At 48.9% G+C, this 15979-nt stretch carries 17 protein-coding genes; 1 reads left to right on the top strand and 16 read right to left on the bottom strand.

Annotated elements, in window-relative coordinates:
* Positions 1 to 89 precede the first annotated feature (89 nt).
* The 7 genes from EXU85_RS02770 to EXU85_RS02805 form a co-directional block, all read right to left on the bottom strand.
* A complete protein-coding gene (locus EXU85_RS02770) occupies positions 90 to 1031 on the bottom strand; it encodes an AraC family transcriptional regulator (protein ID WP_142770607.1) in 942 nt (313 codons plus the stop codon).
* 120 nt (positions 1032 to 1151) lie between these two features.
* Positions 1152 to 2744: a DNA mismatch repair protein MutS gene (locus tag EXU85_RS02775; protein WP_142770608.1), complete on the bottom strand. Its 1593-nt coding sequence runs from the start codon at positions 2742 to 2744 to the stop codon at positions 1152 to 1154.
* Between the two features lie 8 nt (positions 2745 to 2752).
* Positions 2753 to 3385, bottom strand: a complete 633-nt coding sequence (locus EXU85_RS02780) for a hypothetical protein (RefSeq protein ID WP_142770609.1) — start codon at positions 3383 to 3385, stop codon at positions 2753 to 2755.
* A 3-nt stretch (positions 3386 to 3388) separates the two neighbouring features.
* Positions 3389 to 3874: an RNA polymerase sigma factor gene (locus EXU85_RS02785; RefSeq protein ID WP_142770610.1), complete on the bottom strand. Its 486-nt coding sequence runs from the start codon at positions 3872 to 3874 to the stop codon at positions 3389 to 3391.
* A gap of 22 nt (positions 3875 to 3896) precedes the next feature.
* Entirely contained in the window at positions 3897 to 4391 is a 495-nt protein-coding gene (locus tag EXU85_RS02790; RefSeq protein WP_142770611.1) for a hypothetical protein, read from the bottom strand.
* Between the two features lie 21 nt (positions 4392 to 4412).
* Positions 4413 to 4688, bottom strand: a complete 276-nt coding sequence (locus EXU85_RS02795) for a hypothetical protein (protein WP_142770612.1) — start codon at positions 4686 to 4688, stop codon at positions 4413 to 4415.
* 656 nt (positions 4689 to 5344) lie between these two features.
* Entirely contained in the window at positions 5345 to 5566 is a 222-nt protein-coding gene (locus EXU85_RS02805; RefSeq protein WP_142770613.1) for a hypothetical protein, read from the bottom strand.
* A gap of 160 nt (positions 5567 to 5726) precedes the next feature.
* Between EXU85_RS02805 and EXU85_RS02810 the strand changes: the two genes are divergently transcribed.
* The gene (locus EXU85_RS02810) at positions 5727 to 6632 is read left to right on the top strand and encodes an NAD(P)-dependent oxidoreductase (protein ID WP_142770614.1); all 906 of its coding nucleotides are present in this window, start codon (positions 5727 to 5729) and stop codon (positions 6630 to 6632) included.
* Between the two features lie 253 nt (positions 6633 to 6885).
* Here the strand turns inward: EXU85_RS02810 and EXU85_RS02815 are convergent, their stop codons facing one another.
* From EXU85_RS02815 to EXU85_RS35935, 9 genes are all read right to left on the bottom strand, one after another.
* Positions 6886 to 10149 carry a histidine kinase dimerization/phosphoacceptor domain -containing protein gene (locus tag EXU85_RS02815; protein WP_142770615.1) on the bottom strand — a complete coding sequence of 1088 codons (3264 nt, stop codon included), beginning with the start codon at positions 10147 to 10149 and terminating at the stop codon, positions 6886 to 6888.
* Positions 10150 to 10177: 28 nt separating this feature from the next.
* Positions 10178 to 10690 carry a DUF4440 domain-containing protein gene (locus tag EXU85_RS02820; RefSeq protein WP_142770616.1) on the bottom strand — a complete coding sequence of 171 codons (513 nt, stop codon included), beginning with the start codon at positions 10688 to 10690 and terminating at the stop codon, positions 10178 to 10180.
* Between the two features lie 21 nt (positions 10691 to 10711).
* Positions 10712 to 11116 carry a hypothetical protein gene (locus EXU85_RS02825; RefSeq protein WP_142770617.1) on the bottom strand — a complete coding sequence of 135 codons (405 nt, stop codon included), beginning with the start codon at positions 11114 to 11116 and terminating at the stop codon, positions 10712 to 10714.
* A gap of 83 nt (positions 11117 to 11199) precedes the next feature.
* Positions 11200 to 11736, bottom strand: a complete 537-nt coding sequence (locus tag EXU85_RS02830) for a GNAT family N-acetyltransferase (protein WP_142770618.1) — start codon at positions 11734 to 11736, stop codon at positions 11200 to 11202.
* Between the two features lie 475 nt (positions 11737 to 12211).
* Entirely contained in the window at positions 12212 to 13456 is a 1245-nt protein-coding gene (locus EXU85_RS02835) for a DUF1624 domain-containing protein (protein ID WP_142770619.1), read from the bottom strand.
* Positions 13457 to 13566: 110 nt separating this feature from the next.
* Positions 13567 to 14061, bottom strand: coding sequence for a RidA family protein (locus tag EXU85_RS02840; protein ID WP_142770620.1), 495 nt, complete (start codon positions 14059 to 14061; stop codon positions 13567 to 13569).
* Between the two features lie 60 nt (positions 14062 to 14121).
* Positions 14122 to 14661 carry a nuclear transport factor 2 family protein gene (locus EXU85_RS02845; RefSeq protein ID WP_142770621.1) on the bottom strand — a complete coding sequence of 180 codons (540 nt, stop codon included), beginning with the start codon at positions 14659 to 14661 and terminating at the stop codon, positions 14122 to 14124.
* A 71-nt stretch (positions 14662 to 14732) separates the two neighbouring features.
* Entirely contained in the window at positions 14733 to 15839 is a 1107-nt protein-coding gene (locus tag EXU85_RS02850; RefSeq protein ID WP_142770622.1) for a DUF4440 domain-containing protein, read from the bottom strand.
* The gene (locus EXU85_RS35935; RefSeq protein WP_256366026.1) at positions 15826 to 15951 is read right to left on the bottom strand and encodes a hypothetical protein; all 126 of its coding nucleotides are present in this window, start codon (positions 15949 to 15951) and stop codon (positions 15826 to 15828) included. Before EXU85_RS35935 ends, EXU85_RS02850 begins: the two co-directional genes overlap by 14 nt.
* Positions 15952 to 15979: the final 28 nt, after the last annotated feature.

Below are 15979 nucleotides of genomic sequence, written 5' to 3' on the forward strand. Positions count from 1 at the left end.
AGTGCCGCTCCCATAGCTGAGCGACAGTACAAAAGTAGCTGGTCTGCTCAGGACAGGGGTAGGACAAATTGGGGCGACAGTCGCACAAATTATGCCTGTTGCCGGTAGTTAGTCGGGTTCAGACCCGTGTGTTTTTTGAAAAAACGGGCAAAATACGATAGGTCGTCAAAGCTGAGCCGGTAGGCAATCTCCGAAATGGACAAGCCCGGTTGACCCAGCAGCACCTTCGCTTCCAGGAGTAGCATCTCGGCTATCAATACGCTCGCGGGTTTGCCGGTGGTTTCTTTAACACATTTGTTGAGGTGGTTCGGGGTTACGGCCAGTAGGTCGGCGTATTCATTTACGGTGCGTTTGCTTAGGATGTGACGGGTCAGTAACTGCCGGAAGTGAGCGGTCAGTAAGGCCGACGATGATAGTTGACGGATCTGTTTCCGATGACCGTAGTGCTGCTGTATATCCAGCAAAAAGGCATAGAACAATGAACTGATGTACAACTGGCTATCCGTACGCTGGCTTTTGAGCGCCTGTTCAATTCGGCCCAGTTGCGCCAGCCAGTCCGATTCGGTAGCTGTATCGAGGAGTATCAGTGGGCTGGCATCGGGCTGAAAAAAACTCAGTTCGGCTAACGCATGCGGATTTTTGAGCGTAGTTAATACGTACGCTGCATCGAACAGACCATAAAATCCGGTAGCATCGGCACTACAGCTATCCGTTGAGACGATATCACCTGCCCGGTACGCTGAAAACATGCCTGGGCCAATCGTATACGATTCCAGCCCATACGTTCGTTGAATGGATCCGTGGGTCAGTAGCATAAAATCGTAATGAAAACTCCGGCTGGCTGGTATCGGGAAACTAATCTGGCGGGCAAAATCCTCAATCCGCATCAGAGTAAAAAAACAGCTGGCCGGAAAGCGGTTATGGCTATCGGCTGGCGAGTGTAGATGCCGTGCCTGCTCACGCGCTTCGCTGGTGACATATAGATCTACAAATGTGTCTGGGTCGATTATCGGGATAGCGGGCTGGTTCATGGATCAGTGATTGCTGGTATACTTATTAACCAACGCCAGGGTGAATTTGCCCCGCTAGGTTGCGTTGTTGCCTTACCGGCCGCAAGTTTTACGAACTAGGCTTTTGGTTCATCAGGTTAGTTATAGTTTGTTAGTATACATACGTCTGGCTAGTTGAGCCGCTTCTCTGGTGACCTCTTCTGGATACTTGTTCAATTCTAGGATTCGGATGGCATTCGTATCCGTTAAATTGCCTGGTTTGAGTTTGTAATCAAACACTACCGTATCCCGCTGTACGATCTCGGTAAAATGGAAGAGTTGAAAGGAGTCTTTTAACAGGTCGGCTAACTCCAGATCATGGGTAGCGACAAAAACAAAATTAAGCGCTCGATTCAAATAGGTTAAAACCGCTTTTCCGGATGCGATCCGCTCAACCGTATTCGTCCCTTTAAACAGTTCATCGACTAAAAAAAGGTGTCCTACAGGCGATTGGCTTTCCTCAAGCAAGGTTTTGATCGTCAGTACTTCATCGAAATAATAACTTTTAGCGCTTAACAGATTATCAGTACTGCGGATAGCTGAGTGAACTTTTAGCAGGGGCATACGCCATTGCCTGGCAAAACACGTATTCAGGGTTTGGGCCAGGATCGCATTTATACCAATCGTGCGAATAAACGTAGTTTTCCCCGACATATTCGATCCACTTAGTAAGACTGATTTGCTCAATACGTCAATCGAATTAGGCACAGCCTGGTCAATCAGCGGATGATACGTATCCAGAGCCACTAGCTGTTTTTGGTCGACCAGGTAGGTCGGCAGGCAGAAAAAAGGCAGATCCTGTCGTAGGAAATAAATCGACATCGCCACGTCTATTTCACCTATATACTCGTAAACGGCCTGTATCTGGACTTGCTTCCGGTTGATTTCATCCAGGACATTATAAAAAATCAGGGGCTCTAGTAGAAATAGTGCTTTTATCAGCTCCAGCCCGTAATCAGCGATTAATCCCAGTTCACTTTGCAATTTTGCTTCCAGTTTAAACAGGGACATTTGGGGCCCCAATCGTTCTATCGCTTCAATTGACTGACTAATCCCGGCGTTTAAACTGATGACCTCTTTCTGCTGGCTAATCTGTTTGGCCGCTTGATTCATACGGGCTAGTTGTGGAATTGAACCGGCATATTGATACAGATTATTTTTGTTCCAATAGTGAATGGAGAAATTGATCGCCAGTAAAGGCAGAAGCAGTAAAAGCGTTTGGGGAAAAATAATGGAGAGTAATACGCTGGACAGACTGGCAATCGCCAGAACCTTAAGCAGCCAAAACCAGGTAGGCTTTTGAAGATGATCTTTGAGGAATAAGGATGTGATCGAGTAAGCATTCGCCCTGTTAAGGGTAGATAATTCTACTAACAAAGTCTCTTTAAGGTCCTTATTGCCCTGAATAAGCCCGATGATTTTCTCAAACCGCTCGCTCCTGAGCCGCTGATTAGGTATCGTCCGTAGTGTGTAATAAAGAAGCTGCTGGCCCACCTTTGAGCTAGTCCGATCAATAAACATGAATACCTCATCCAGGTCAAGGTCCTGACAAGTTCGATCGGAGATAACCTGGTAAACGTTCTTTTTATCCGTTAGCTGAAAGAAGCGTTTGATTTTGTCCAAATCAAACGCTTCGTGCTTCACTTTTTTTGCATTTATAGTGAGTTCCTCTAGTTCTTTCCTCGATAGGGGCATATTATTCTTTAGTCAAGCTGCGTGATACAGGCCTTGAGTTCATCCAGATACTGGCCATATAAGCGCTGAATGTACCACTTGAGCATAAAATAAGTGCCAATGACCAACAATACAGAAAATACAAGCCACATCACAACAAATAGGATAGTAGGCCTTTCTGGTAAGGCTGAAAAGGCGGGGTCGGTCCTATTGTCGGTAACCCCCACATAGCCACCAAACAAGCCACCTACGACCATCGCCACTGGAATTGAACGCATACAATAGCGATAATAAACCCGCACAAACCGACTAACAATAGCTTCCATTTCCTGTAAATACTGCTTTACGGTCCCTGGTGACCAATTCAGTCGAGCGCTAAGCTGACGGTATTGCCGGATAAACGCAACCACCTGGATCACACTAAGCATAACCAGGAAGCCACCTACCCACCGAAAGACAGTCGACGACCACGTGACCATCACAAAGGCCAATACGAGCAGGATGACCAGGGCAGCTCCGACTTCCCACAGCAGGTTTCGTAAAATACGCTCGATAGCGGTATACGATCGCTTCCGAAGCATTTCCTCCAGAGCAGTCCCCGACTTGTCAGGAACTAGCTCAAAATGAGCCTGGTAAAGGGCTTTAAACTCATCCAGCTCCATCGATTAGTTTTGTTGTACAGTTTGTTTGAGCTGCTGCCTGATCCGATTCATTTTTACAGCTACGTAATTAGGTGTAATCCCCAATAGTTGGCCAATGGCCGTATAGTCGTATTCATCAAGATAGAGCATCACGACCGCTTTATCAATCTTATCCAACTGCCCAATGGCCTGATAAAGCGTAACAAATTGCTGTTCTGTTGCGTCATCAGTCAAATCAGGAAGTTGAAGATCCTCCTCAAGTCCCTCTTGAGATGGTTTTCGTTTTGTTTTCCGCAAGAAAGAGATAGCCGTATTCAGCCCGATTTGGTAGAGCCAGGTCGTGAACTTAGCCTCCCGTCGGTACTTGCTATTAGCTTTCCAGGCATTCAGCAAGATTTCCTGAAACAGATCTTCGCGATCTTCCGGTTTGTCTGCATAGAGGTGACAAACTTTAAGGATGATTTTCTGATGCTGGCGAATCTGTCGGATAAATTCCTGCTCTGATAGCATGAGGAACAATGGCGAAGGACAATTAAGGCACTGAAAGCACTATTTTCTGTTGAGTCAAACTGGTCAATAACTGATACCGAAGCCGATCCTCGCTGCGGGTTAGAGTGGCGGGCAATTCCGCTAACCCTTTGGCTACCCACTCATGAATCTGCTCGGCTGATTCCCCCTGCGCCCGGGAAAGTGCCGCCCAGAACAAATACCCAAAAGCCGAGGGGAATCCATCAGGTGACGGCTTTATCTTACTCCAGTTGGCCAGCGCCTGCTTCATATCCCACTCGATATAGGCGTAGGCAAACGCTAACTCTTTCCAAACTTCTATTTTCATCATCTCTGGTTGATCGTCGAGGAGCGTTTCTGCCTGTTTCAGGTGATTAAACGCATCCATTATTTTTATCGCATCTTCCCAGCCTGTGCTGGAACGTAGCATATTTTTCAAAACGGCAACCGGGATAAAATGCAACACTACCCGAATACTAATGAAGCTAAGAATAGCACTGGCTAGACCAGTCACCAGCATGTATAGAGCCTCATGATCGATTTAAGCGCTGAAGGTTTTCCAGTAAACCAAACCGATTCCTGCCATGACCAGCAGATGGACAAGTAGCCAGGCGCGTTGCCAACGTGGGCGATTCTCCCAACGCACCATCTGATTGAAGGGGTCAAAAATCAGGGCGAGTCCCAGATTACTTGCGGCATCCTGATATGAGCCGTTCAGAAAAAAGTAGAGGCTCAAGAGAACAAATGCCCCATACAGGACACGATTAATCCTGATTGATAGTGGTTTAGCGCTGGCAGATTGATTAGTAGCCTGCATAGTTTTTTTAGTTTTAGCTTATTAGTCGCCGGACTTCATGAATTATTACAGAGAGGTTAAGATTTATTATTGAGCAAACGAAATACGAATGCAAGGGGTGGATAGAATCAATATGAGTTAATATCAATAGCCCTGCGTTAAAGCAGAAGAAAGCCACTAATGACCACTCCATAGCTTTCTTCTGCATTGGTGACTATCAACTTTAGGTTATTACAAATAATTTTCAAACTGTTGATTGTATTAGAAAGGCATAGGAATTGAGTACCTTGGCCTGAAACTATTCGGAGGATTAATTGAAGGGTGATGGTAAAGCATCGTAAACAGATCAAAAAAAGACTCCCGGGTATCTTGGTAAATGCTAAAACCCAGTTTATGACTCTTTGCCATATCCGTTATCACTTCAATGGGTCTACCCAAATTCAAGTCTGTATGCCAAGCTGAGGCCAGACGCTCCAGAGTAGGTTCTTTTAAGTTCTAAATGCTACTTCCTTTTTATAATTAGTTGTACCCTAACAGGCAAGCCAGACAGCTACCCCAAAAGTGGGCCAAATACGGTTTACATTATCGTGAAATTAGTTGGAGTTTTTCTGAACGCCCGTTTGACAGTAGAGGAATTGCCTAAACAAAATCAGCTGTTTATGTCAATCCGAATGTCACTAGAAGTGACCACTTTGCTCCACATCCATGGGCGGAAGCGGTTTACTCTTTTTGGCCAACTTAGTTTGACTGGCATTCCAAGCCTGAACTTTAAGTTGTTGATGGAGTTCAGGATAGATGGGTACAAAACTCTGGAGCGAGTGGGTCACATCGTCGGTCTTCAATTGCCAATAGGCGCGATCCGCCGTATCGGGGATGCTGGTGTAAAGAAGTTGCTCCATGCCTACATAACGGCGTATCCTACCGAGTATTCAAGGACCTAACTCAGAGCTACCCTTACGATCACTCAATGAACGAATAAAGTTTAAATTGACCTGCAATAAGTAGGCCAAACAAGATCAATTTGTAACCAGAAAAATCATAGATTAATCAGCAGCATACATGACTAAAAAGCGCATATTTTTCACCGGTGGATCGGGAAAAGCGGGAAAGCACGTCATTCCCTACCTGCTCGACCAAGGCCATAAAGTGTTGAATGTAGACCTGATGCCCTTTGATCATCCCGGGGTCAATAATCTCGTCGCTGATATTACGGATTCTGGACAAATGTTTAATGCCATGAGTTCGTATGCCGGCTTAGATGAATTGGAGTCAGGTACTGGCGTCCCCAAATTTGATGCGGTCGTCCATTTTGCGGCCGTGCCCCGAATTTTACTTAAACCCGATAATGAAACGTTTCGGGTAAACACCATGGGTACCTATAATGTGATTGAAGCGGCTGTTAAACTGGGCATTCGAAAGATTATTATTGCCTCTTCAGAGACTACCTATGGGATCTGTTTTTCCGATGGCCAAACCAATCCTACCGTGTTGCCTTTGGAAGAGGATTATAACGTTGATCCTATGGATAGCTACGGCTTATCGAAGGTTGTCAATGAACAAACGGCACGCAGCTTCCAGCGCCGGTCGGGCTTTGATATGTATGCCCTTAGGATCGGTAATGTGATTGAACCGCACGAATACGCCGAGCTGTTTCCCTCTTATTTTACCAACCCTGAGTTACGACGTCGGAATGCCTTCTGTTACATCGATGCGCGTGACCTGGGCCAGATTGTGGATTTGTGCTTGCAAAAAGACGGCTTAGGTTATCAGATTTTCAATGCGGGCAACGATCAGAACGGGGCCATACTTCCCAGCCTGGGACTTGTGGAAAGGTTCTTCCCTGGTGTGCCTCTTACGCGCGAGTTGGGAGAGCATGAAGCCTTGTTTTCAAATCGCAAAATTCGGGAAGTGCTAGGCTTTAGGGAACACCATAACTGGCAGAAGTACGTGACCTGGGAGTCATAAAGTAACCGAGGGTTTCGTGGACGATTTCTATAACTGCAACCAACAGTGTAAATGGCTTATTATTAGTAGTTTGTCAGTCAATTTAGTCAAATAAATGACCCTTTTAGTGGTCGAAAACGGCCAGGACGAGGAGACGAAAAGGTACGGTATTCAACAGGCTCGTTCCATAACAAAAACGCACCCTATAGAAAGCCGGAAATTGGTTACCAGGTAAGCAAACGGTCGAATACAGAGTTCTGATTTTTGACTGGATTTAGGCAATGGGTGGCCGGTTGAAGCGAAGTTTGACAAGCGTTCCGTCCTGGTTTTCGTAGGTCAGCCTACCTTCGAGCTGGCGGGTAAGCAGTTCCACTAACTGGGTGCCGAAACCCGTTTCGTTAACGGATTCCACGAGTTGCTTGCCAATACCATTATCGGCCACTTGCAACAACAATGAATCATCGTCCATCCGCGTCAGACTGATGCGAATTGTGCCGTTGTCTTTACCGATAAAGGCATATTTAAGCGAGTTGGTCAGTAACTCATTCGTTATTAGTCCTATGGAAACCGCCGTGTCAATATCCAGTACCAGCTCGGGCATCGAACAATAGATGGTGATCCGACTGGCCGCATCGAACGAATCGAGGATGCTTTCGCTGAGGTTAAGAAAATAATCGCGCATCTCAATCGCCCCTAACTGCTTGCCCTGGTACAGTTTCTGGTGAATGATGCCCATACTCTGCACCCGGTTCTGACTGGCCTGTATGGCTTCCTGTACGTTAGGGTCAGTAACTTTAGCCGATTGTAATGCCAGCAAACTTGACACCACTTCCAGATTATTCTTGACCCGGTGATGAATCTCTTTCAGCAGGAGTTCGTTCTGTGCGTTTTTCTGAGCAATCTCGTCGCGCTGTTGTTTAATGACAACGGCTTCCTGCAGGGCCAGTTCACGGGCCTGTTCACGTAAGCGGAACCTCAATAAGTACCAAAAGCCGAGTAGCAGTAGCAGCGCATAAGCCAAATATGCCCAGGGGCTTTGCCACCAGGGCGGGCTGATGCTGATGCGGAGGGGTGCCAGATTTGTCCAAATTCCGTCGCTGTTGCGGGCTTTCAAGTGGAACAGGTACGTTCCTGGCTTCATCTGGGCAAAATCAACGGTGTTTTTCAGGCCGATGCTTACCCATTGTGGCTCGTCATTCGGTCCGGTCAGGGAATAGGCATAGGCACGACTGCTGGTGTTTCGGTAATCCAGCAGCGCAAATTTTAGTTCTAAAGTGTTTTCCCGGTGCGACAATGCCAGCTCATTGGCTCGCCAGCGATCTGGGGGCAGGAGACGCATGGTTTGCGTCCCGTCGATGTCGAAGCAGGAAACGCCCACCAACCGCAGCGGTGATGAGGCTTTAGGAATGGTATGGATGGTATCGTTTGGCCCAAACCTCCGTAAGTTGTTCTGGCAACCGAAATATATTTCGCCGGTAGTAGCCAGTGCTGTAATGGGCGTAGAATAAACCGAGTTGCCTACAAACTGCGGAAACGTGGTTACGCGCTCCGTAAGGGGGTCGATACAGGATACCACCTGATGCTGGTTGAACCAGATTTTGCCGGTTCTGTCGAGGGTAGCGTGGGCAAAATAATCATCCGTGAACCCGTTTGCTGCACCATATTTTTTGAATCGCCCCGTTTTGACCGACAGCTTCTGTAAGGGAGCCGCATACCCACTCGTTACCCACACATCGCCCTGCTGATCAATCAGGGGCGCAAACGTGTAGTTGCTGGCTAGTCCATAAGGGTCGCCTTGCCGGAGTACAAACCGCTGCACGTGTCGGGTTCGTTTGTTCACCCGACTAAGGCCGTGAGCGGCTCCGCACACCCACACCGTGTTCTGGGCATCGACCGCAATCTTTTGCAGCGTGTTCGACAATAAACTATTGGCGTTGGTGGGATCGTTTTTCCACTGTTCACAGGTATTCACCAGCCCCGTCTCGACCGATAAGCCGCCTTTCGGAATGCGGAAGAGCCCCTGCCCCCAAGTTGAAATCCAGAGGTCACCATCCTGGTCAATAACCGAAGCGATGGCATTCGGGATCGTCTTACTCCCGGCCTTATCTAAACGGACGGGTGTGAGACGACCCATTTTTTTTTCGTAAACGAACAAGCCAGCCTCCGCACCTACCAGCAGGTATGGATCGTAGCTGGTCCCGGCCGCACCTGGAAGCGGTAGGGTGAAATAGGTCAAGGGCTGTTTCAGTACAATCTTCATCTCATTCTGGCCCGGCCTGGATTGGCCCGGCCTGGACTGGCCCGGCTTGTATCGAATCAGGCCCAGATCGGTACTGATCCAAAGGAAGCCTTCCGAGTCGGGCATGAGGGACTCCGTCACGGGCCGGGCCAATCCAGGCCGGGCCGGAACCGCACCGGCGGTGTTAGTAAATTTTGGCAGTGGAATGTTGGGGTGACGTTCCTGGCGGGGATCGAAAAAAAGCGGATTTTTGTCGCTCGCCCTCTCCAGCCAGATTAACCCCTGTTTATCTTCATACAGAGTTACCAACTCTTTGAGTTGTTCCCCATTGCTGATGGCTACAGGTGTGCATTGCTCCATGATGGTCCGGTCGGCGGAAATGCGGAAGATGTCGTTATCGCAGCAAAGCCAAAGCCGCCCCGCCCGATCTTCCAGAATCACGTTTGGAAACGGAATGGGTTTGCCGTCGACCGTTCGCCTATCGAACCATTTGATTTGACCTGTTTTGGGGTTAAAAACCCGCAGCCCGGTTTGGTCCGGAACACCCATCCAGATCAGGCCCTGACGATCTTTGCAGAGGCCGTTAATCACATTGAGACCATCAGGGACGTTAGGGATGGGCACCCCTGATTTATTTACAGTCGGAAAGCACCGCCATTGATTATTTGATCGATCAAACTGCTCGAATCCAGCCGTTGTGCAAACGTAAACATCGTGCGATTCCACCAGAATAGGCGACAGCGGGTTGCCCTGCAACTGCCCTGACTCGCCTGGTTTGGGCAAAAAACGGACAGTACGGCCCGTTTTGGGGTCGAATCGATTCATGCCCCAATCGCTCCCGATCCAGAGATAACCGGATTCATCACGTTGAAGAAATCGAAGCTTATCCGACGATAAACTGGTTTTGTTTGCAGGCAGGTGCTTAAAATGGGTCACGTTGCCCGTTCGCTGATTGTAGGCATTAAGGCCCCCGTCGCGAGTGGTTATCCAGAACGTGCCTCGCTCGTCCTGAATCATATCCGCCACCCGCGCTGAGGAGAGGGAGTTCAAATCCGCCGGATCAGAGCGTACCGTTACAATCTCATGGCCGTCGTACCTGCTCAGGCCACTGCCGGTGACGAACCAGAGAAAATCGTCGCGGTCGGTAAAGAATTGATTGATGGTTAATTGATTTCGGTTGCGGCCCAGCGTCTCTTTGGGGGGTTCGTCGAAGTAAAGCACCGTGGATTGTGCCTGCCCGGCGGACGCGGACAGGCACAATAGCAGGAGGAGCCACCCAAAAACAACGCATCCATTCATATTGACCGGTTTCTTAGCCCAAGCTACTTCACTTGTCTTTCTGATCCTCGTTGTTAATATCGCGGATGCAGATAAATTTTCCGTCGCGTTTTTCAAAAATGCCCATGTATTTGCCGGTGCTCACCACGTTGCCAGCCTCGTCTTTAATCGTTGTCTTCCCGACTTCGGTCACTAGGTTACCATCGCCGTACACGTCCATCGTCTCGTAGGAAACCGTCATCCCGGCCTTGCGCGCTTTCATACTTTTGAGCAACACCTGCCGGATCGCAGCCTTTCCCACGGACATGGGTTCGTCATCGGCCATTTCTATGGCATCGTCTGTGTAGAGTGCCATTACTTTGTCGATGTCCTTAGCAGTTGTGGCGCTGGCCCATTCGGTTTCGATAGCTTGTATCTCCGTTTTGATGGCGGCCATATCGGGTTTAGCAGATAGCTGCTCCGTGGTAGCTTCTGTTTTTTTTGCGGGGGCGTTGCAACCCGTAACGCAGACAGACGTGATGGCAACAATGGCCAGGAGTAGGGTAAATGGATTGGTTTTCATTGGGTTTTGATGGTTAGACGATTAAGGCACTCTTACTAAGCGACGGTAGAGTTCAACGGCTTTTATTTTCTCGTACACCGTACCCAATTTTTTATCTGCTTCCTGAAACGATTTGTCGTCGTGGATTTTCTGATACGCGTTGGCATTGGGCCAATTGCCCTCGAAGAAGTAGCGGTATTTGTCGGCTCCTTCTCCCGCTACTTTGTAGAGTGTGTATCCGGCGTTACTGTACCCTAAGCGTTTAATGATCGTGTTCAACTCGCCAATCACCGCCGATAGTTGGGCCTCCGTTACACCTGCGGGCATATCGAATAGGTGGATACTTTTGAGTGAAGGCGTTGCCGTTTGCTGAGCCTGTGCAGATGCCGACAGGCCGAGGCTAACCAGCAGCCAAAGAGCAGAGAGGGAAATCAGGAAATGTTTCATGGGTTTGATTGGTTAGTTTGACTGTTTTAAGATCGATCCCCCAGCAGTATAGGCTGGGCTTACGTGTGCTTATCATTTCGGATTTACGTAGTGTCGTCCGTCAAATCCAATTCCATAAACAGCAAGTAGTCTTTAAATTCTGCAGGGATTTCCATTTCCGGATACGCTTCAATGTCACGAAATCCAAAACTTCTATATAAAGAGTGAGCTGCTTCCATAAACTTCGGACTGTCAAGCCGAATTTTTTTATAACCGACTTTTCTCGCTTCAAGTAAAAGTCGGTTAAGGATAGCACGTCCAGCTCCAATCCGTCTACTCGCTGGATCAACAAACATTCGTTTCAGTTCACCGATATCGGAGTTGATACGTTTTAGGCTTCCAAGTCCGCATAGTTTATCTTCATAGATAGCAAGGATTAGCTGTCCGTAAGGTGGTTGAAACTTGCCAATCTGTTGGATGTCCTGTTCAACAGCTTCTGTTGGATTATGAGGATGGACGCCATAGCGTTCCTGCATGTTGTCATTACCCCAAACTAGATAGTCGAACCATAATTTTTTAACGGCTTCCAGGTCGCCAGGAATGACAACCGTTCTTGTTTTTACTTTTTCACTTTTGTTCATTTCCTGAATAGGTTTTGGTTGGACTGTTTAAACGTTTATTTTTCTAGCCTTCTTTACCCCTAAATCCCCTGAAGGGGACTAAATTCCTACTTAGACAAAGTCCCCTTCAGGGCAGGGCCGTTAAGTTCTAGCGTTTTTACCCCCCCAACCCCCTGAAGGGGGAGTACTCCGAAGTGGATTTTCTCCCCCTTCAGGGGGTTGGGGGGTAAAAATAAGCCAACAAAAGAGGCTGGTTAAGTAAAGAAAATTCAGAACTTAACAGCCCTGCCCTTCAGGGGATTTAGGGGTAAAGAAGGCTGAGTCACATATATCGTTATGATGTAGATAAAAAAGTTTAAACAGGTTCGTTGGCTACTTTCTGTGGTAGCCTGGCCGCTAAAACGCCGATCTATATCATTCACAATTGGGAAAGCAAGGGCCATATAGGTTTGGACTTTATGCCCGAAATCCTGTTGTTTTATCCCGAATTGGTTGATCACAGATAGCTCAGCCACCACTGCTCTTTGTGGGTTGTCTTGTAGGTATCAAACCAGCGACACAGGGGATACAACGACGCGACAACGGCTATCCAGATCAGGTAAACCAACCCAAGGTTGTAGCCTCCATCGCCGGGTAGCACAAACCGCATCGGTATGGTTTTCAGCGCTTTATCGGCCTCCGTCATGGTATGGCCAGCGGCAAAAAAGACAATCATGCGCAGGGTATGTAGGACATACCAATGGATCGTGTAATAAAAAAAGGCCGTTCGTCCGTAGGTGCGTAGCACGCCCGTAACGCGGTTGTGTACGTTCTCCAGCAACGCCAGTCCCAGCAGTCCCGGCCCTACCGTAATGCACATATACAGCAGCGATGGGGGGTATTTATGCACTTTCAGGAACGAGAACAAGGTAGTGAGATCGTCTTTCTGGACGCTCCAGGGGAAGGGGTCGCCGTATCCATTCAGCAAACGCAGCACCACAAATAACCCAATGGCACCGGCACCGAGAGAAAACAGCCACTGTTGTCGCTTCGTGGGCGAAACCGCTGGCTCAAACAAACGGCCCAGGCAGTAGCCCAGCATCATTAGCCCCAGCCAGGGAAGAAACGGGTACAGTACCACAATGACCCGACCGGGAGCGAATTCAAACACACGGTGATCACCACCATGAAACAGCGCCCACCAAAAACCCGACGTAAATCCCGGTGCCTGTTCCACCGCATCCAGCAGATTATGGCCTAAAACGATCGCTAAACCAAGGCTTAGTATGGCCCGGAACGGCAGCCACGTCAGCCCGGCCATGAACACCATACTGATGCCCAGCGACCAGAAAACGACCAGCGTGATGGTATTAAACAGTGTAAACGTATCCGCCGGAACAATCAGGAGTACCTCGGCTGCAATGAGCCATAGACCCCGTTTCAGCAGGAACAGACTCAACTCGCTACGCGATTTTCGTATGCCCTGCAAGTAGATGGACGTACCGGAAAGCAAGGCAAACGTAGGAGCGCAGAAGTGGGTAATCCAGCGGGTGACGTACAGGACCGGTGTAGTGGTATCGAGATTGAGCGGATCATCGGTATAGGCCTGGGCGTGGAAGAAATCGCGCGTATGGTCCAGCGCCATAATGATCATAATCAGGCCCCGCAGTACGTCGATGGACTCGATGCGGCTTTTGATTGATGAAGGTACTGGATTGAGGGCGCCTGCGGTTGTAGATGTATGGGGGAGCGGAACGGTCATGTCGGTATAGCAGTTAACACTCGTCTATGTGAGATGGGAGATTGGGGCTAGCCTCATGCAGGAATCCGTAAAGAAACGATGAGTCTTATCGTCGAATCCGATTAAACAAATTAGCGCACTTTATAGGCTTCTAACTCAATCTCAATTAGCTGGCCGGGCAGTGCTAATTCCTTTACACCAAACCACGACCCGGTCGGAAACTGCTTTTTATAGATCGTATTTCGGTAAGCCGACTGTTTCACAAATTCGGGCATGTTCGTGGTCAGAATATTCTCCACCACAACGTCGTCCCAAGTGTAGCCATAGTGCTTCAGAATTTTGTCCAGATCGGCGTAGCAATTTTTCATTTGTTGGCCCAAATCACCTTTAGCCGTCAGGTTTCCTTTCTCGTCCATACTGACCGCACCCGATATTTTCAGTTCATTGCCAATCCGAACGGCATGGGAATAGCCATACGCTTTTTCGACTTCGGGCCGTAACATAAAGTACTCCGGTGTATCGGATTGAATCGCTGGTTTCTCATCTGCTTTTTGGGGAGCGGTATTGCAGCCGACGGCAAACAGGATCAGGGCGGCAAAAACAGGAATAAGTTGCTTGATTTTCATGGGTCTATCGAATAGGGAAAAGGCTGCGAGGATATAGGTTTTATATGCACTTAGTAGCTGCTACTTGACGGCGACCGGTGCTGCTGCCGACTCCTGGTAAAACGTCGCTTTCCACGCGCCATTGATTTTGGTGAAGAGCATCGTTCCCGCTACGTGTTCAAATTTCATTTTCTGGCCGGTTTTGAGCGTTGCATTCTGTTCCATCGAGAACGTATAAAGCACCAGTGAGTCAGTCAAAACCCGAATCGCTTCCTTGGCTGGCACGACACTCAACGTCTTCATCTGGCTAAACCCATCTGCGTTCAATTTTTTGAGTGCGTTATAATCCCCGAAGGTGCCATCGGGATTGACGGCCTGAAAATCAGGCGTATTTTCAAAGTAGGTCATACACTTTTCAATGTCCAGTTTTTCGACCTGTTGGAAAAATTCTTTGATAAGGCCAGAAATTTCCTTTTCAATCGCTTGCTTTTGTTCAGGTGTTATGGCCGACGCGTCGGTCGTTTGGGTAGCCGTTTCCTTTGCGGGTGTATTGCAACCGGCGGCAAACAGGAACAGGGCCACGAAGGCAGCCAAAACGAGGGTAACTTGGTTGGTTTTCATTGATTTGGTTTGGTTGTTTCGCCCAGTATGCGACGTTGCATACCAGGCGACTATGGTGGGGGTAGAGTCGGTTATTTCTTGCTCATAATTAGCATAGTAGGCTTACCAATGACACCGTCTTTTCGCATCGTTTCCGCCAAATCCGGGCGGGCAAAAAAAGCCTTCGGTGCGTCGGGCGAGGCCCACTCGCTGATGATACAAACCATGTTGGGGTCGTCGGCCAGCGTACTGACTTCGGCACTTAGTTCGCCCGCCAGCATTCGTTCGTTATAAAACAGATCGAAGCCTTTTTTCCAGGCGGCATAGTCGGCCACTTTGTGACAGACCATCGCTTTGATGAGTTTGGATTGTGTGTTGCGGCTGATCTTCCACTGCCCGTTCTCTTTGACCGCAGTATTGCTGTAAGCCCCCTCCCTCACGATCCGGTCTCCTTTTGCCGACCGCCCCGTGAGCCGATAGATTCCCGTGAAAATCACGCTGCCATCGAATTGCGGGCTAACATTGGCCAGCGAAACGACGTTGGTCACGTCTGCATCGACAAAGCCCTGTGTGTAAAAGTCAATTATCGCAGCCCCTTTTGTGGTGGTGCCGTCCGTAGCCGTCCGCACGGCATCGGCGGTGAACATCGTTTTTAGGGTCGCTGCTTCCTCGCGGTTGAAGGCATCCTGAAACCGCTTCATCAGGTCGCGCATCTCAAGCCCCACCATGTTCATACTCCACTTGACCTGACTGATTTTCCACTGTCCGCCGACCTTGCCGATCAGCATCTCGTAGGTGCCTGCCGTGGGGTTGAGCTTCACGCCGGTTTTCCGCACAAAATCGTAGCCGCTAACGGTCGTGCCGATTTTCACCTTGCCATCAGGCTTGCCCTCGGTGCTGACCACCGTGAAGTCCATATACGACCCGGCCGTTTCGCCGAAATCGCGTACATAGTCGGCTTCAACATCGGCTTTAGTACCGGGCGTTACACTGCCATCGGGGTTTACCCAGCCCACATTGTCGGCAAAAAGGGTCATCAGCGTGGGCCGGTCGCCTTTATTGTAGGCTGTCTGGTAGGTTTTGGTCAAGGCAACAGCTTCGGGGTTGAGGCCCTGAGCGAGGGTGGTGGCTGCGAAAGCCGGGAGGAGCAACAGCGTCAACAGCCGGGCCATGACGAGAAATAGGTTACTGGTTTTCATGGGTGTGTATGGTTATTTGGATTGATTGAGTGAATTTCTGAGCCAGCAATGCTACACGGCCTGATGTAGCGTTTCCAGCGTCGGCTCCGCCAATAATGCCTACCGTTTGCATAAAGTTTTTGGCTTAAGCTGCCATATAG

It is taken from the genome of Spirosoma sp. KCTC 42546 (genome assembly GCF_006965485.1).
Taxonomy (GTDB): domain Bacteria; phylum Bacteroidota; class Bacteroidia; order Cytophagales; family Spirosomataceae; genus Spirosoma.

What these genes read in the sequence shown, in the direction of transcription:
- EXU85_RS02810 (WP_142770614.1), top strand. Translation starts at nt 5,727, where the DNA reads ATGACTAAAAAGCGCATATTTTTCACCGGTGGATCGGGAAAAGCGGGA.
- EXU85_RS02780 (WP_142770609.1), bottom strand. Translation starts at nt 3,385, where the DNA reads ATGGAGCTGGATGAGTTTAAAGCCCTTTACCAGGCTCATTTTGAGCTA.
- EXU85_RS02840 (WP_142770620.1), bottom strand. Translation starts at nt 14,061, where the DNA reads ATGAAAATCAAGCAACTTATTCCTGTTTTTGCCGCCCTGATCCTGTTT.
- EXU85_RS02815 (WP_142770615.1), bottom strand. Translation starts at nt 10,149, where the DNA reads ATGAATGGATGCGTTGTTTTTGGGTGGCTCCTCCTGCTATTGTGCCTG.
- EXU85_RS02825 (WP_142770617.1), bottom strand. Translation starts at nt 11,116, where the DNA reads ATGAAACATTTCCTGATTTCCCTCTCTGCTCTTTGGCTGCTGGTTAGC.
- EXU85_RS35935 (WP_256366026.1), bottom strand. Translation starts at nt 15,951, where the DNA reads ATGCAAACGGTAGGCATTATTGGCGGAGCCGACGCTGGAAACGCTACA.
- EXU85_RS02770 (WP_142770607.1), bottom strand. Translation starts at nt 1,031, where the DNA reads ATGAACCAGCCCGCTATCCCGATAATCGACCCAGACACATTTGTAGAT.
- EXU85_RS02835 (WP_142770619.1), bottom strand. Translation starts at nt 13,456, where the DNA reads ATGACCGTTCCGCTCCCCCATACATCTACAACCGCAGGCGCCCTCAAT.
- EXU85_RS02830 (WP_142770618.1), bottom strand. Translation starts at nt 11,736, where the DNA reads ATGAACAAAAGTGAAAAAGTAAAAACAAGAACGGTTGTCATTCCTGGC.
- EXU85_RS02785 (WP_142770610.1), bottom strand. Translation starts at nt 3,874, where the DNA reads ATGCTATCAGAGCAGGAATTTATCCGACAGATTCGCCAGCATCAGAAA.
- EXU85_RS02805 (WP_142770613.1), bottom strand. Translation starts at nt 5,566, where the DNA reads ATGGAGCAACTTCTTTACACCAGCATCCCCGATACGGCGGATCGCGCC.
- EXU85_RS02790 (WP_142770611.1), bottom strand. Translation starts at nt 4,391, where the DNA reads ATGCTGGTGACTGGTCTAGCCAGTGCTATTCTTAGCTTCATTAGTATT.
- EXU85_RS02795 (WP_142770612.1), bottom strand. Translation starts at nt 4,688, where the DNA reads ATGCAGGCTACTAATCAATCTGCCAGCGCTAAACCACTATCAATCAGG.
- EXU85_RS02820 (WP_142770616.1), bottom strand. Translation starts at nt 10,690, where the DNA reads ATGAAAACCAATCCATTTACCCTACTCCTGGCCATTGTTGCCATCACG.
- EXU85_RS02845 (WP_142770621.1), bottom strand. Translation starts at nt 14,661, where the DNA reads ATGAAAACCAACCAAGTTACCCTCGTTTTGGCTGCCTTCGTGGCCCTG.
- EXU85_RS02850 (WP_142770622.1), bottom strand. Translation starts at nt 15,839, where the DNA reads ATGAAAACCAGTAACCTATTTCTCGTCATGGCCCGGCTGTTGACGCTG.
- EXU85_RS02775 (WP_142770608.1), bottom strand. Translation starts at nt 2,744, where the DNA reads ATGCCCCTATCGAGGAAAGAACTAGAGGAACTCACTATAAATGCAAAA.